General features: G+C 66.8%; 16 protein-coding genes. 11 read left to right on the forward strand and 5 right to left on the reverse strand.

What is annotated here, in order from left to right:
- The 6 genes from RTU05_RS13090 to RTU05_RS13115 all read left to right on the forward strand — a co-directional run.
- Positions 1–673 (forward strand): pyridoxine 5'-phosphate synthase (locus RTU05_RS13090; RefSeq protein ID WP_312598810.1); only part of this gene is annotated, 673 nt, incomplete at its 5' end.
- The gene (acpS, locus tag RTU05_RS13095) at positions 670–1071 is read left to right on the forward strand and encodes a holo-ACP synthase (RefSeq protein WP_312598811.1); all 402 of its coding nucleotides are present in this window, start codon (positions 670–672) and stop codon (positions 1069–1071) included. The genes RTU05_RS13090 and acpS, both read left to right, overlap by 4 nt.
- 55 nt (positions 1072–1126) lie before the next feature.
- Positions 1127–2020 carry a signal peptidase I gene (gene lepB / locus RTU05_RS13100; protein WP_312598812.1) on the forward strand — a complete coding sequence of 298 codons (894 nt, stop codon included), beginning with the start codon at positions 1127–1129 and terminating at the stop codon, positions 2018–2020.
- Entirely contained in the window at positions 2020–2730 is a 711-nt protein-coding gene (gene rnc / locus RTU05_RS13105; protein ID WP_312598813.1) for a ribonuclease III, read from the forward strand. Before lepB ends, rnc begins: the two co-directional genes overlap by 1 nt.
- Entirely contained in the window at positions 2727–3674 is a 948-nt protein-coding gene (gene era, locus RTU05_RS13110; RefSeq protein ID WP_312598814.1) for a GTPase Era, read from the forward strand. The genes rnc and era overlap by 4 nt, the downstream gene beginning before the upstream one ends.
- A gap of 15 nt (positions 3675–3689) precedes the next feature.
- Positions 3690–4928, forward strand: a complete 1239-nt coding sequence (locus RTU05_RS13115) for a serine hydrolase domain-containing protein (protein ID WP_312598815.1) — start codon at positions 3690–3692, stop codon at positions 4926–4928.
- Here the strand turns inward: RTU05_RS13115 and RTU05_RS13120 are convergent.
- Positions 4925–6439 carry an acetyl-CoA hydrolase/transferase family protein gene (locus tag RTU05_RS13120; RefSeq protein ID WP_312598816.1) on the reverse strand — a complete coding sequence of 505 codons (1515 nt, stop codon included), beginning with the start codon at positions 6437–6439 and terminating at the stop codon, positions 4925–4927. The two genes, RTU05_RS13115 and RTU05_RS13120, sit on opposite strands and share 4 nt — an antisense overlap.
- 176 nt (positions 6440–6615) lie before the next feature.
- Here RTU05_RS13120 and RTU05_RS13125 point away from each other — a divergent pair, with 176 nt between their 5' ends.
- The 3 genes from RTU05_RS13125 (at position 6616) to recO (ending at position 8749) form a co-directional block, all read left to right on the forward strand.
- Positions 6616–7227 (forward strand): flavodoxin family protein, encoded by a 612-nt coding sequence (locus RTU05_RS13125; RefSeq protein ID WP_312598817.1) that lies wholly within the window; start codon positions 6616–6618, stop codon positions 7225–7227.
- Positions 7228–7488: 261 nt separating this feature from the next.
- Positions 7489–7971, forward strand: a complete 483-nt coding sequence (locus RTU05_RS13130) for a nuclear transport factor 2 family protein (RefSeq protein ID WP_312598818.1) — start codon at positions 7489–7491, stop codon at positions 7969–7971.
- Positions 7972–8017: 46 nt separating this feature from the next.
- The gene (gene recO, locus RTU05_RS13135) at positions 8018–8749 is read left to right on the forward strand and encodes a DNA repair protein RecO (protein WP_312598819.1); all 732 of its coding nucleotides are present in this window, start codon (positions 8018–8020) and stop codon (positions 8747–8749) included.
- Here recO and RTU05_RS13140 read toward each other — a convergent pair.
- Complete coding sequence (locus RTU05_RS13140; RefSeq protein ID WP_312598820.1) at positions 8746–10476, reverse strand: cytochrome c biogenesis protein DipZ; 1731 nt, start codon at positions 10474–10476, stop codon at positions 8746–8748. The genes recO and RTU05_RS13140 overlap by 4 nt on opposite strands.
- 134 nt (positions 10477–10610) lie before the next feature.
- Here RTU05_RS13140 and parC point away from each other — a divergent pair, with 134 nt between their 5' ends.
- On the forward strand, positions 10611–12812 hold the full coding sequence (parC, locus tag RTU05_RS13145) for a DNA topoisomerase IV subunit A (protein ID WP_312598821.1): 2202 nt from the start codon (positions 10611–10613) through the stop codon (positions 12810–12812).
- 7 nt (positions 12813–12819) lie between these two features.
- Here parC and RTU05_RS13150 read toward each other — a convergent pair whose 3' ends face one another.
- Positions 12820–13566, reverse strand: coding sequence for an arginyltransferase (locus RTU05_RS13150; protein WP_312598822.1), 747 nt, complete (start codon positions 13564–13566; stop codon positions 12820–12822).
- A gap of 108 nt (positions 13567–13674) precedes the next feature.
- Positions 13675–14571: a flagellar motor protein MotB gene (locus tag RTU05_RS13155; protein ID WP_312598823.1), complete on the reverse strand. Its 897-nt coding sequence runs from the start codon at positions 14569–14571 to the stop codon at positions 13675–13677.
- 117 nt (positions 14572–14688) lie between these two features.
- Between RTU05_RS13155 and RTU05_RS13160 the strand changes: the two genes are divergently transcribed.
- Positions 14689–15549: an NAD(P)-dependent oxidoreductase gene (locus RTU05_RS13160; RefSeq protein WP_312598824.1), complete on the forward strand. Its 861-nt coding sequence runs from the start codon at positions 14689–14691 to the stop codon at positions 15547–15549.
- A gap of 4 nt (positions 15550–15553) precedes the next feature.
- Here RTU05_RS13160 and RTU05_RS13165 read toward each other — a convergent pair.
- On the reverse strand, positions 15554–15768 hold a 215-nt coding region (locus tag RTU05_RS13165), incomplete at its 5' end, for a GNAT family N-acetyltransferase (RefSeq protein ID WP_312598825.1).

Raw genomic sequence — 15768 nt, forward strand, 5'->3', positions numbered from 1 at the left:
CGGGGCGCATCCCGATCCCGCCCGCGCGGCCGAGGCGGCGCTGGCGGCCGGCGCCGACGGCATCACGGCCCATCTTCGCGAAGATCGCCGCCATATCACCGACGCCGACATCGACGTGCTGAGCGCCGTTTGCGCTCGCGCGGGCAAGCCGTTGAACCTGGAAATGGCGGTGACGGACGAGATGCTGGCCATCGCTCTGCGCCACCGGCCGCACGCCGCCTGTCTGGTGCCTGAACGGCGAGAGGAGGTGACGACCGAGGGCGGACTGGCGGTCGTCGGTCATGAGGCCCGCATCAGCCCCGTCGTGAAGGCCCTGGCGGACGCTGGCGTGCGGGTCTCGCTGTTCATCGAACCGGCCGAGGCTCAGGTCGAGGCCGCCGCCGCCGTCGGCGCCCAGGTGGTTGAGTTCCACACCGGCCGCTACTGTCATCTGACCGATCCCGGAGAGCGCGAGGTCGAGTTCGAACGTCTCGCCGCCGCCGCCGCCCAGGCCGACATCCTGGGGCTGGAAGTCCATGCCGGGCATGGGCTGGATTACGACACGGCGCCGAGAATGCTGGCCATCCCGGAAATCCGCGAGCTGAACATCGGCCATTTCCTGATCGGCGAATCGATCTTCATCGGCCTGGACGCGGCCATCCGCCGGATGCGCGCGGCGATGGACGCGGCATGATCATCGGGGTCGGCGCCGATCTTTCGGACATCCGCCGCATCCAGACCTCGCTGGATCGGTTCGGGGATCGCTTCAAGAACCGCTGCTTCACCGAACTGGAGCGCACACGGTCCGACCTCAAACCGGACCCGGCCTGGAGCTACGCCAAGCGGTTCGCCGCCAAGGAGGCCTGCGCCAAGGCGCTGGGCACCGGAATGCGGGCCGATGTCTATTGGAAAGACATGGGGGTGGTGAACCTGCGCTCCGGCCAGCCGACGATGGCGCTGACCGGGCACGCGGCCGAGCATCTGGCGCGTCTGACGCCAGTGGGGCACGAGGTGAAAATCCACCTGACGCTTAGCGACGAACATCCCTATGCGCTGGCTTTCGTGGTGATCGAAGCCTTGCCGCAGTCGTAATCAGGTTATAGGCGTGCCCGATGACCGCGCGGACGCGGCGAGGATGCCTGATCGCATGAGCGAAGACCAAAAGCCCGACGACGCCAATCGCGACGCCACCCCCGAGGAACGTTTTGCGGCGTCGGAAGCCGACGCTCCGGTCCAGTCGGTTCAGGAACCGACGACGGCGACCCAGAAGGTCTATGACAACACGCCCGGCCAACGCGGCAAGAAGGCGTCGGCCGCCGGCGAGACCGGCGAAATCTTCAAGACCATCGTCTTCGCCTTGCTGATCGCCATGGTGCTGCGGATCTTCCTGTTCCAGCCCTTCACCATTCCGTCCGCCTCGATGGAGCCCAACCTGTATGAGGGCGACTATATCGTCGTGTCGAAATGGTCGTACGGCTTCTCGAAACACTCCATCCCATTCAGCCCGCCGCTGTTCGACGGCCGGATCATGGGTTCGGCCCCCAAGCGCGGCGACATCGTGGTGTTCAAGCTGCCGCGCGACAACAAGACCGACTTCATCAAGCGCGTGATCGGCCTGCCCGGCGACCGCATCCAGATGATCGCCAACAAGCTGTATATCAACGACAAGCCCGTTCAGGACGTGGTCGTCAGCCGCACCGAGATCGAGGACATCTTCGGTCCGCGCCCGGTCACAGAGGTCCGTGAAACCCTGCCCGAGGGCAAGAGCTTCATGACGCAGGACTTCGGACCTGGAAACGATCTGGACGACACGCCCGTCTATGAGGTGCCGGCCGGCCATTACTTCATGATGGGCGACAACCGCGACAACTCGATAGACAGCCGCGTCGAACAGTCCAGCGGCGTGGGCATGGTCCCGGCCGAGAACCTGGTCGGCAAGGCGCAAATCATCCTGTTCTCGTGGAAGCCCGGCTCATCGCTGTGGAACCCGGTCAGCTGGTTCAACGTGCGTCTGGACCGGTTCTTCAACGTCCTGCACTGATGGCCAATCTGCGGGCCGAAGCGGTCGTCGCGCTTGAGCGCCGGATCGGCCATGCGTTCAAGGACAAGGCGTTGCTGGAGCGCGCCCTGACCCACGCCAGCGTGGGCGAGGGGGCGCCGGCGGGCGTGTATGGCCCGCGCGACAACGAACGGCTGGAGTTCCTGGGCGACCGGGTGCTGGGGCTGTTGGTGGCCGAGCGGCTGTCCAGCGACTTTCCCACCGCCGACGAGGGCCAGTTGTCGTCCAGCCTGCACGCCCTGGTCGACAAGAACGCCTGCGCCCGCGTGGGCGAGGCGCTCGGCGTCGGCCCGGCGCTCAGGCTGTCGCCGGGCGAGACCAAGACCGGCGGGCGACGCAAGGCGGGCGTCATCGCCGATGCGGTCGAGGCCCTGCTGGCGGCGGTCTATCTGGACGGCGGGCTGGACGCGGCGCGCGCCTTCTTCGAACACGCCTGGGCCGATGAACTGTCGGCGCCGCCGTCGCGCACCGTGACCAATCCCAAGTCGGCCCTGCAGGAGTGGGCGCAAGGGCAGGGACGACCGCTGCCGACCTATCGCGTCGCCGATCGGACGGGTTCGGATCATGCCCCCACATTCAACGTCGAAGTTTCGGTGCAGGACGTGCAGCCCTTGACCGCGCAAGGGCGTTCGCGTCAGGAGGCGGAGAAGGCGGCCGCAACGGCCCTGCTCAAACGTGAAGGCGTCATTTGACCGATATCGAAAACCAGCGCGCGGGCTTCGCCGCCATCATCGGCGCCCCGAACGCCGGCAAGTCCACGCTGGTCAACCGACTGACCGGGTCCAAGGTCTCCATCGTCACCCAGAAGGTCCAGACGACCCGCTTTCCCGTGCGCGGCATCGCCATGGAGGGCGACGCCCAGATCGTTCTGGTGGACACGCCCGGCATCTTCACGCCGCGCCGTCGGCTGGACCGGGCCATGGTCGCCTCGGCCTGGGGCGGGGCGGAGGACGCCGATGTCGTGGTTCACCTGATCGACGCCCAGTCGCATATCGATTCCGAAGGGCGCGAGGGCACGGCGGCCGACCGCCGCTCGGCCGAGGACACCGAGACCATCATCGCCAATCTTCAGGCCACCCAGACGAAGGTCATCCTGGCGCTGAACAAGATCGACGGCATGCGCCGCGACACCCTGTTGGCCTTGTCGCAGAAACTGTTCGAGAGCGGCGTCTATGAGGAGGTCTATATGATCTCGGCCGCCAACGGCGACGGGGTGGAAGACCTGAAGCAGCGTCTGGCGCGCTCGATGCCCAAGGGGCCCTGGCTCTATCCCGAGGATCAGGCGGCGGACGTTCCGGTGCGCGTGCTTGCCGCAGAGATCACGCGCGAGAAGGTCTATCTGCGCGTTCACGAGGAACTGCCCTATTCGGCGGCGGTGGAGACGACCAGTTTCGAGGACCGCGCTGATGGTTCGGCCCGGATCGAGCAGACCATCTATGTCGAGCGCGAGAGCCAGCGGCCCATCGTTCTGGGCAAGGGCGGCCAGACGCTGAAATGGATCGGCCAGAAGGCGCGCGAGGAGTTGAACGAGATCCTGGGCCGCCAGGTCCATCTGTTCCTGACCGTCAAGGTCGATCCGAAATGGCAGGACAGCCGCGCCCTGTACGCCCAGTTCGGTTTGGATTTCGACGTCTGAGTTCCCGTGTTTGAAGTGCCGCGTACCGCCGGGGGGCATCCCCGGCTCGTTGTGGGCGTCCTTGGGACGCTGATCCTCGGCGCAGCGGTGTGGGCGGGCGTCGCCACGACCGTCGCGCCGAAAAGCGATGCGGCCCTGATCGCGGAACGGGCAGACGCTCCGCCACGTCCGCCCGTCGTCGTTGTCCGGGACTTGCCGCAACTGGCCGCCCGCCTCGATCGCGAAGCGGCGGCGGGACGGTTCATGGGCGCTGTCCTGGTGGCCAAGGGCGACCGCGTGCTTTTCCGTCAGGTGTACGGCAAGGCGAACTACGAACAGGACCGGCCGCTGAAGCTGGATTCGCGCTTCCGCCTGGCCTCGATCTCCAAGCAATTCACCGCAACAGCGATTCTGAAGCTTCAGGACGAAGGCCGCCTGAACGTCTCCGATCCGGTGTGCAAATGGATCCAGCCGTGCCCGGCGGCGTGGCAGGCCGTTCGCATCGGCCATCTGCTGTCGCACACCTCGGGCATTCCCGACCTGATGGCGCGGCCGGGCTGGGGGATGCGTCGCACGACCCACGCCACGCTGGACGAACTGACCGAGGATTCCAAGCGGTTCGGCCTTCAGTTCGAGCCGGGAACCGAGGTTCGATACGACAACGCCGGCTTCAACCTGGCCGCCGCCATAGTCGAGAAGGCCAGCGGGAAACCGTTCCAGACCTATATGCGCGAGACCTTCTTCAAGCCTCTCGGCATGAAGGATAGCGGTCTTGATCTCGATGGCGGCGATCACGGGGTCATCATGGGTTACGCCAACTTCCCCGGCGGCCTGGCGGCCCAGCCGAACGCCAACACCTCCATCGTGGCAGGAGCGGGCGCCGTCTATTCGACGCTGGACGACCTGCTGGTCTGGCAGCGGGCGCTGCATCGCGGATCGCTGCTGACGCCGACCGGCTATCAGCAGATGCTGGCCGACCACGCGCCCGCCGACACCAAACCGAACGAGCGCAGCCATCCGCGCCGCGACTGGGGTTATGGCATCTTCTCCAACCGCCTGGGCGACCAGGTTCGACCCAGCTTCCAGGACCGTCAGATCTACCACACCGGCAGTTGGGGCGGCTTCCGCAACCTGATGCTCTATCAGCCGGATCAGGACGTGACGGTGATCGTCCTGTCCAACAACTATCATCTGCGCGACCAGGTATTCCTGATTGCAGAGCAGGGCATGGCCGAGGCCCTGGGGCGCGACTTCCCCACGACCTTGGCGCGTTAGGCCGGCTTCATCGAGCCTGTTTCGATGAAGCGTTGATGCCAGGACAGGGCCTCGTCCAACAGATGTGGAGACTGCAGGCCGTACGATCCCTCCAGCGCCCGCGCGTAATAATCGACCAGGGTGTCGCGATAGTCGGGGTGGGCGCAGTTAGCGATGATGACCCGGGCGCGCTGCTTGGGCGACAGGCCGCGCAGATCGGCCAGGCCCTGTTCGGTGACCAGAACCTGCACGTCCTGGGTGATGTGATCGACGTGGCTGGCCATGGGCACGATGGCCGAAATCTTGCCCCCCTTGGCCGTCGAGGGCGTCACGAAGCAGGAGATGAAGGCGTTGCGCGCGAAGTCGCCCGATCCGCCGATGCCGTTCTGGATGCGCGATCCCATCACCTGGGTCGAGTTGACGTTGCCATAGATGTCGGCCTCGATCAGTCCGTTCATGGCGATGCAGCCCAGGCGGCGAATCAGCTCCGGGTGGTTCGAGATTTCCTGCGGGCGCAGGATGATCTTGCCCTGGAACTGCGTCATCCGCCCGTTCAGATCGGCCGCCGCCTCGGGGCTGAGCGAAAACGCGGTCGCCGAGGCGACGGTCAGCTTGCCGGCGTCCAGCAGGTCCAGCATCCCGTCCTGAATGACTTCGGTATAGGCGGCCATCCGTTCGAACGGGCTGTCCATCAGGCCCGCCAGCACCGCATTGGCGACATTGCCGACGCCGGATTGCAGCGGCAGCAGGCCGGCGGGCAGGCGGCCGACCTTCACCTCGTGCTTCAGGAACTCGATCAGATGGCCGGCGATGGCGCGCGCCATGGCGTCGGGCGCGGCGAAGGGCAGGTTGCGGTCCGGGGCATCCGTCTCGACGATGGCGACGATCTTGTCGGGGTCGCAACGCAGGCTGGGCTGGCCGATCAGTTGGTCGGGCCGCGTCAGCGGAATGGGCACGCGGTCGGGCGGCAGGGCGGTGCCGTAGTAGATGTCGTGCATCCCCTCCAGCGCCGCGTTCTGCCAGCGGTTGACCTCCAGGATCACGCGATCGGCGCGATCAAGCCAGGTCTTGTTGTTGCCGATGGACGATGACGGCACCAGCGAGCCGTCGTCGTTGATCGCCGACACCTCGATCACCGCCGTATCCAGCGGCCCCAGCACACCCTGCCAGACGGCAGGCGCCAGCTGGCTGAGGTGCATGTCGAGGTATTCCATCTGGCCCGCGTTGATCTTCTCGCGCGCGATGGGGTCGGAGTTATAGGGCAGACGCAGCTCGATCCCGTCGGCCTTGGCCAGGGCGCCGTCCAGTTCCGGCCCTGTCGAGGCGCCGGTCCACAGGTTCAGGCGAAAGGCGTCGCCGGCGGCATGGGCGTCCTCGATCCGCTGGGCCAACTGGGGCGGGACAGCCTTGGGATAGCCCGATCCGGTGAAACCGCTCATGCCGACGGTCGAGCCGGGGGGAATCTGGGCGGCGGCGTCGTGGGCCGACATGACCTTGGATTTCAGGGCCTGGCTACGGATACGCGATGACATGGACGGCTGTGGGCTGCGGCCGGGGAGGGCCTGGGGCCGCCCGGTGCTAGTCGGGGCGACGACGGTGATCCATTCGACCTTGGTCGAGGCGACGCCTCCCGTCCATGATCTCGATCAAGGCGGGAACGCCGGATGCGGCCATCGGTTAGCTGGAGGCCCATTAAAAGGACCCGCCGATGAAAGCCCTGATCCTGAACTGCACGCTGAAGCCGTCGCCCGAGACGTCCACCACCGAGGCCCTGGCTCAGGTGGTGATAGACGAACTGAAAAAGGGCGGCGCGGAAACCGAACTGGTCCGCCTGGTCGATCTGAACCTGAAGCCCGGCGTGAAGACCGATCAGGGCGAGGGCGACGACTGGCCTGCGGTCCACGAGAAGATCATCGCGGCCAATATCGTGGTGTTCGCCACGCCGACCTGGGTTGGCCAGATGTCCAGCGTCTGCATGCGCGCCTTGGAGCGGATGGACGCCCTGTTCGAGGAGACGGACGATAGCGGCCGGCCCGTCGCCTTCGGAAAGGTGGGCGGCATCGTGATCACGGGCAATGAGGACGGGGCGCACCACATCGTCGCCACCGTGTCCCAGGCCCTGATCGACATGGGGTTCACCATGCCGGCGCAAAGCTGGACCTATTGGCACCTGGGGCCAGGACCGGGGCCCGACTATGTGGAGACGGACCAGGGCCACGACTACGCCGACCGCGTGGGCCGAAACGCCGCGCGCAATCTGCTGGCCCTGGCCAAGGGGCTGAAACCGGATACCTATCCCGTGCCGGAAAGCGCGGACTAGGTTTAATCGACATTCAGCCCCAACCGTCATTCCGGGGCTGAGCGAAGCGATGAACCCGGAACCCAGGGCTACAGCCACATCGCTGTATGCATTCGATGTCGGATGCGAACCTACTGGGTTCCGGGTTCGTCCTTCGGACGCCCCGGAATGACGATTCAGAATTTCGGCCGACTGAATTTCGATTGGTCCTAGGCGCCCGATTGCGGCTTGCGGCGGGGCGGCGAGGACTGCACCCTTTCAAACCGACAAAGGGAGATCGCCATGTTCACCGCCTTGATCGCCGCCCTGGCCCTGTCGCAATCCGCGACGGCCGCCCCGACCGCCGAGGCGCAGGTGGCGTCGGTGCTGGATCGCCTGAACCAGGCCTCGTCCACCGCCGACGAAGCGACCTATTTCAGCCTGTTCGCCCCCGATGCCCGCTTCGTCGGCACGGACGCCAGCGAGCACTGGACGATGGCGCAATTCCGCGCCTTCGCCGAGCCATGGTTCAAGCAGGACAGCGCCTGGTCGTTTCCCGCGACGTCGCGAACCATCACCATCGCCCCTATCGACTGCCGCTGCATCGCCTGGTTCGAGGAGAAGCTGGACAGTCCGTCCTATGGCGAGACGCGCGGCTCGGGCGTCATGCGCCTGACGGACGACGGGTGGAAGATCGAACAGTATGTGCTCAGCTTCGCGGTGCCCAACGACAAGGCCGATGCCGTCGTGGCCCTGATCAAGGGGGCGGCGGCGTCCGCGCATTGAGGCGGAACGTATGGCCAACTTCGCGGGGCCGCGCTAAGTCGTGGCGATGGATTTCCACGAAGAGGCCTATGTTCTATCGGCCCGCGTCCACGGCGATACGGGCGCGGTCGTCGATCTGCTGACCGAGGGGCACGGGCGGCGGTCGGCCTATGTGGCGGGCGGGGCGTCGCGCAAGATGCGGCCCTTTCTGCAGGCTGGGGCGCGCGTGGTGGCGGACTACCGGGCGCGCACCTCGGACCATCTGGGCGCTGCGCGGCTGGAGCCGGTGGGCGAGGGCCCTAGCGCCCTGTTCGACGACGCCCTGGCCCTGACCGGCCTGGCCGCCGCAGCCGCCGTGGCGCAGGGCGCCTTGCCGGAGCGTGAGCCGCATCCGGGCGTCTTCCTGGCCTTCGAGGCCCTGATGACGGCGTTCGCCTTGCCGGATGTCTGGCCAGCCATCTTCGTGCGGTTCGAGGCCGGGCTGCTGGAAGACCTGGGCTTTGGTCTGGACCTGTCGAAATGCGCGGCGACGGGGACGGCGGACGACCTGATCTATGTCAGCCCCCGCACCGGCCGGGCGGTCAGCCGCGAGGCCGGCGCCCCCTATGCCGACAAGATGCTGGCCCTGCCGCCCTTCATGCTGGGCGCACAGGCGGGTCTGGTCGAAGGCGATGTTCGCGCCGGGTTCGACCTGACCGGCCATTTCCTGGAACAGTTCGTCTTTCACCCCCAGAACCGGCCCCTGCCGCCCGCCCGCGTATGGATGTTGGACAAGCTGGCCGAGGCCGGCCGGCTTTAGCCGAAGGTGAAGGCGAAGACCTGAACGCCGGGGTCCAGGAACTCGATCTCGAAGGTGCGTTCGCGCACCCGCCCCGTCTGGCGGATCAACTGATAGAGCCTTTCGCCCTGGATCCGACCCAGGCCCTGGGCGTCGATGTCCGAACCGGCGTCGGCGCCCGGCGTCGCGCCGTCGATGGTGACGCGGAAGCGGGGTGTGGCGCCGGTCTGGCTGGGCCCCATGACCAGATGCAGGTCCCGCGCCTTGAACCGGAAGGCGACGCGACCGCCGGGCTTCTGCAGATCGGCGTGTTCGCGCGTGACACGCCAGTCGCCCGCCAGGCTCCAGTCGTTCAGCCGCAACGGCGCACCCGCATAGGTCTTGACGCCGTCGCGGGCCAGACCGCCGGGAGAGCGGAAGTTATCGGCGCGGGCATAGCCGACGTAGGTTTCTGGCGAGGCGACCCGTCCCATGTCGGCGGCGGCTTCGGCCCCGCTGGCTTGAACCCTGACCACATCATTGGCGACGCCGGCCGCGCCGGCCTCCTTCAGCAGTTGCTGGATGACGCGCTCGGACCCGGCGTAGTCGCCTTCGCCGAAGTGGTGGTGGCGGATCTGGCCCTTGGCGTCGATGAAATAATGGGCGGGCCAGTACTGGTTCTTGAACGCGCGCCAGATGGCGAAATCATTGTCCATCCCCACGGGATAGGTGATGCCCAGCCGCTGGATGTTCTGACGCACATTCGCCTCGGACTTCTCGAAGGCGAACTCGGGCGTATGGACGCCGATCACCACCAGCCCCTGATCCTTGTACTTCTCGGCCCAGGCCCGGACATAGGGAATGGAGCGGATGCAGTTGATGCAGGAGTGGGTCCAGAAATCGACCACCACCACCCTGCCGCGCAGCTGTTCGGTCGTCAGCGGCGGGGTGTTGATCCAGGTCGTGGCGCCGGTCAGCGGCGGCATCACACCCTCGACCGGCAGGTCGGCCAGGTCCGTCGGCGCCGCGTTCGTCGGCATTCCGCGACCGATCCCGCCCAGCAGCGCCTGTTCGATCCGGCCTGTGCCGGCGGCGGAAATACGGGTCAGCAAGCCGGTGTCGGCCCCCAGGCCGATGACGACCACGCCGATCAGGACCAGAACGCCCAGCCCCCGCCGCACCCATTCACCGACGCCCAGCGCGCCCTTCATCGCCTTGAACACCCGCCCGCCGACCAGCAGGGCCAGGGCCAGCGAGGTGGCCGCGCCCGCCGCATAGGCCAGCAGAAGGACGGTCGTGCCGACGCCCGCGCCCTGAAGCGCGGCGCCGGTCAGAATCAATCCCAGGATCGGACCCGCGCACGGCGCCCACAGCAGGCCCGTGGCCACGCCCAGCAACAGGGCGGCGCGTACGTCGCCCTGGTCACCGCCATGCCGTTCGGCCTTGTCCGTCAGCCAGGACCCCGCCGCCACGAATGGGCGCATCAACCGATCGCCCAGGGCGGGGAATAGCAGGCTGAGGCCCAGCATGGCCATGACAGCCAGGGCGATCCAGCGGCCGACCGCATTGGCTCTCACGGCCCAGCCCCCGCCCAGCGCCGCCAGGGTGGCGACCGCTGCGAAGGTGACGGCCATGCCGACGAGCAGAGGAAAGCCGTTCCTCAGGAAGGGCCTATCCGCCCGCGCGAACACGAACGGCAGAACGGGCAGGATGCAGGGGCTGACGATGGTCAGAACGCCGGCGAGATAGGACAGCAGGAACAGGATCATAGGACGGCCTGACGCAGGGTGTGTCCCTTCATACGAACGGCGACGGCTTTCGGTTACCGTCCATGTCGGCTTATCCCCCAAACTGCGTCCTGGCGGGCTAGACTTATCGCTTCCGATCCCCGATTCGCAGAGCCATGACGATCCACGCCCCGCCGCCGGAAGGCGGCCGCATCATCGACGAGTCGATGGAGACGGCGCTCAGCCGCCGCTATCTGGCTTACGCCCTGTCGACCATCACCAACCGTGCGTTGCCCGACGTGCGCGACGGCTTCAAGCCCGTGCACCGGCGCATTCTGTACGCCATGCACCAGATGCGGCTGAACCCGCAGGCGGCGGCGCGCAAATGCGCCAAGGTCGTCGGTGAAGTCATGGGTGGCTATCACCCGCACGGCGACGCCTCGATCTATGAGGCCCTGGTGCGTCTGGCCCAGGATTTCGCCCAGCGGTATCCGCTGGTCGATGGTCAGGGCAATTTCGGGAATATCGACGGCGATAGCGCCGCGGCCATGCGCTACACCGAGTGCAAGCTGACGCCCGCCGCCGTCCTGCTGCTGGACGGCATCGATCAGGACGCCGTCGATTTCCGCCCGACCTATGACGATCAGGACGAGGAGCCGGTCGTTCTGCCGGCCGGCTTCCCGAACCTGCTGGCCAATGGCTCGTCCGGCATCGCGGTCGGCATGGCCACCTCGATCCCGCCGCACAATGTCGGCGAACTGATCGACGCCTGCCAGCTGTTGCTGGAGCGGCCCGAGGCGACGACCGCCGACCTGGTGCAACTGGTGCCCGGCCCCGACTTCCCGACCGGCGGCGTGTCGGTGGAGGGCGCGGCCTCGATCCTTGACGCCTATGAGACGGGGCGGGGCGGGGTGAGGCTGCGCGCCAAATGGGTCGAGGAGAAGCTTGATCGCGGCGCCTATCAGATCATCGTCACCGAGATGCCGTATCAGGTGCAGAAGTCGCGCCTGATCGAGGCCCTGGCGGACCTGATCGAGCACAAGAAGGCGCCGCTGCTGGGCGATGTGCGCGATGAATCGGCCGAAGACATCCGCCTGATCCTGGAGCCCAAGAATCGCACCATCGAGCCCGAGATGCTGATGGAAAGCCTGTTCAAACTGTCCGATCTGGAGGTCCGCTTCCCGATCAACATGAACGTGCTGGACGCCTCGGGCACGCCGCGCGTCATGGGCCTGAAGGACTGTCTGCGGGCCTTCCTGGATCACCGCCGCGAAGTGCTGAACCGCCGGTCGGAATGGCGGATCGCGCGGGTCGAGAAGCGGCTGCACCTGTTGGAAGGTCTGCGGATCGTCTTCCTGAATCTGGACGAGGTCATCCGCATCGTCCGTGAGGAAGAGCAGCCCAAGGCCGTCCTGATCGCGCGGTTCGGTCTGACCGAGGTTCAGGCCGACTTCATCCTCGACACCCGGCTGCGCCAACTGGCGCGTCTGGAAGAGATGACGATCGAAAAGGAATTCAAGGAGCTGTCGGAAGAACTGACCAACCTGAAGGCGCTGACGTCGTCGGAAGGCAAGCAGTGGAAGGCGATCTCCAAGGAGTTGGAGGCCGTTCGCAAGGCGCTGATCTCGCCCCGCCGCACCCTGATCGCCGAGGCGGTCGATACATCCGCCTTCGTCGCGCCCGAAGCCTTCATCCCGCGTGAGGCGATCACCGTCATCCTGTCGGAACGCGGCTGGATCCGCGCCGCCAAGGGCAAGGTCGAGGATCCGTCGGAACTGAAGTTCAAGGAAGGCGACCAACTCGCCTATCTGGTCACGGCCTATACGACCGACAAACTGCTGGTCGGGGCGTCGGACGGGCGCATCTTCACCATCGGCGCCGACAAGCTGGCGTCGGGTCGCGGGCATGGCGAGCCGCTGCGCCTGATGATCGATCTGGATGAAAAGGCCGAGATCATCGCCGTGCTGGCGCATCAACCGGGCGCAAAGCTGCTGATCGCGTCCAAGGCCGGGTACGGCTTTATCGCGCCGGAAGACGACACCCTGGCCCAGAAGCGCGGCGGAAAACAGGTGCTGAACGGCGAAATGCTGGCCATGCTGCGGGTGAACGGCGACCACGTCGCCACGATCGGCGAGAACATCAAGACGCTGATCTTCCCGCTGGCCGAACTGCCCGAGATGGGGCGCGGCAAGGGCGTGCGCCTGCAGAACTTCAAACAGGGCGGCCTGGCCGATGTCGCGGTGTTCAACGCCGAGCAGGGGCCGGAATGGACGGACGGCGGCGGACGTCGCCGCAACTGGCCCGACTGGAAGGATTGGCTGGGCAAACGCGCCGGGGCGGGGCGTCAGGGACCGCGCGGCTTGAGGAAGTTCAGATAGGCGGCCGTCAGGTCGCCTGATCCTCCAGCGGGGTCCAGCCCAGCTTGCCCAGCATCTCGATCGGGCGGAAGTCGGCCTTGTAGTCCATCTTGGCCGAACCCCTGACCCAATAGCCGAGATAGACGTAGGGCAGACCTACGATGGCGGCCTGGCGGACATGATCCAGAATGGCGAACCGGCCCAGGCTGCGCCGTTCCATCGTCGGATCGTAGAAGCTGTAGACCATCGACAGCCCGTCCTTCAGCAGGTCCGTCAGGGTCACGGCGACCAGATCGCCGGGCCCGCCGTCGGTCGAGGGCAGGCGATATTCGATCAGATGGGTGCGGACGGCCGTGTCCTCGACCATGGCGACATAGTCCAGCCAGCCCATGTCGCTCATCCCCCCTGTCGGGTGGCGGGTCGTCAGATAGCGCCTCAGCAGCTGGAACTGCTCCGTCGTGGCCTCGGCCTCGACCAGGGCGCGCGACAGGTCGTCATTGCGGGCCAGCACCTTGCGTTGCGACCGGCTGAAGGCGAAGTCCGGCACGGGCAGCCGCACCGAAACGCAGGCGTCGCAGGCTTCGCACGCCGGGCGATAGGCGATGTTCTGGCTGCGGCGAAATCCGGCCAGGGTCAGTTCGTCATTGACGTGCGCGCCGTCGGAAAAGGGCAGGTTGGCGAACACCTTCCGTTCCGTCTTGCCGGGCAGATAGGGGCAGGGCGCCACCGAGGTCATGAAGAAGCGAAGCTGGCGTGTCGGAACGTGCTGGGTCACGGCCTCAGGTCCGCATCCGATCTTGCCGATTTTGCGACATCACGCTCATGGCGCGATTTGCCGTCATTCGCGTGCGGGCTGCAAGCGTCGGTGTTGCAGCCGGGCGGGTCACAGCGAAGTGTCCGTGGGCAGGACCGGCGCCTCGCGCAACAGGACGATGGCGATGCGGCGGTTCCCGGCCAGGCTGGGGTCGTCGGGATAGAGGGGGTCGGACCCGGCCTTGCCCGCCACCGAATAGATGCGGTCGGCGTCGACGCCGGCCGATTGCAGCACCAGGCGCGAGGCGTTGGCGCGTTCTGACGACAGGCTCCAATCCGCCGGAGCGCTGGCGCGATTGGAGCCGGCCGTGGCGCTGGTGTGGCCGGTGATGGAGATGCGGTTGGGCAGTTGATTGATGACCTTGGACACCGCCCGCAGCAGCACCTGGGCGCGGGCGTTGGGGCGGGCCGAGTTGTTGTCGAACATCGACCGGCCTTCCTGGTCGACCAGTTGGATGCGCAGGCCCTCCGGCGTCTGGTCCACGATCAGCTGTTTGGACAGTTCGGCCAGTTCCGGCATCGACTGAATGGCCTGACGCAGGGATTCGGCGGCGCTGGCGAACTCGGCCGCCTCGCGCTTCTGCATCTCGGCCTGGAGCGCCGCGTCGCTGGCCGAGGACAGGTTGGCGCTGGGCCCGGTCTGGTCGGTCGCCGGCGCCTCGGGCGCCAGCTCCTGCAGCACGGATTGCGAGCCGGAGCTTTTCGGACCGTCGTCGCCCAACGCCGTGCCGCCCAGTATGCCGCCCGAACCCGATGTGGTTTCCGACACGCTGGCCGGGGCGAAATATTCGGCTATGCCGCGCTTCTGTTCCGGGTCGGTCGTGTTGATCAGCCACATCAGAAGGAAGAAGGCCATCATGGCGGTCACGAAGTCTGCATAGGCCACCTTCCACGCGCCGCCATGGTGCCCCCCGCCGGAGACCTTTTTGACTTTCTTGATGAGGATCGGACGATCGCTCACGGACATGGACGCGCACCCCGACGAATGGTGTCCCATTCTGGCTCGGCAAAGTTAACCGCGCGTTGACCTTGAACGGCGGCGCGACGCGGCCTAGTCCGGCGCAAACGCTTTCAGGAGCCTGAAATGAAGATCGCTTTCGCCGGCCTGGGCGTCATGGGCGCCCCGATGGCGCGTCACCTGGTCCAGGCGGGCCACGACGTGACCGGCTTCAACCGCACGACCGCCAAGGCCCAGGCCTGGGCCGCCGCGACCGGCGGGCGGGCTGCGGAGACCGTGGCCGAGGCGGCGCAGGGCGTGGACCTGTTCATCCTGTGCGTCGGCAATGACGACGACGTGCGCGCGGTCGTGACCGAAGCCTTGCCGCATCTGGCCCAGGGCGCCGTCGTCGTCGATCACACGACCACGTCGGCCAAGCTGGCGCGCGAGATGGCCGAACGGGCGGCGGGGCAGGGGCGTCGCTTCATCGACGCGCCGGTTTCGGGCGGTCAGGCCGGGGCGGAAAACGGCCAGCTCAGCGTCATGGCGGGCGGCGACGCCGAAGCTCTGGCCAAGGCGGAGCCTGCCCTGAACGCCTATTCCAAGGCGATCAAACACATGGGGCCGGCGGGATCGGGCCAACTGACCAAGATGGTCAACCAGATCGCCATCGCCGGCGTGGTCCAGGGCCTGGCCGAGGCGGTGCATTTCGCACAGGTCGCGGGTCTCGACACCGACGCCGCCTATGAGGCCGTGTCGAAGGGCGCGGCGCAGAGCTGGCAGATGGACAACCGCTGGAAGACGGCGGCTAGGGGCGAGTTCGAATTCGGTTTCGCCGTCGACTGGATGCGCAAGGATCTGGGTCTGGTGCTCGACGAGGCGCGGTCGAACGGCGCCAAACTGGCCCTGACGGCTCTGGTCGACCAGTTCTACGCCGAGGTGCAGGGCATGGGCGGAAATCGCTGGGACACCTCCAGCCTGGCGGCGCGGCTGCAACCGCGCGACTGACGGTTCAGAGGCGGCGATACATGATGTGCAGCCCGACCAGGCCGTGCGTCGGGTGATCGAACGCTTCTGGGACCGTCGCCACGATGTCGAAGCCGAGCTTTCTCCACAGGGCGACGGCGACCGTATTGGTCTCCACGACGGCGTTGAACTGCATGGCCTTGAATCCGGCGTCGCGGGCGAAGGCCAGGGCGGCCTCGCCCAGGGCGCGGGCCACGCCGC

The sequence above is a fragment of the Brevundimonas sp. genome, from assembly GCF_032017145.1.
Taxonomy (GTDB): Bacteria; Pseudomonadota; Alphaproteobacteria; order Caulobacterales; family Caulobacteraceae; genus Brevundimonas.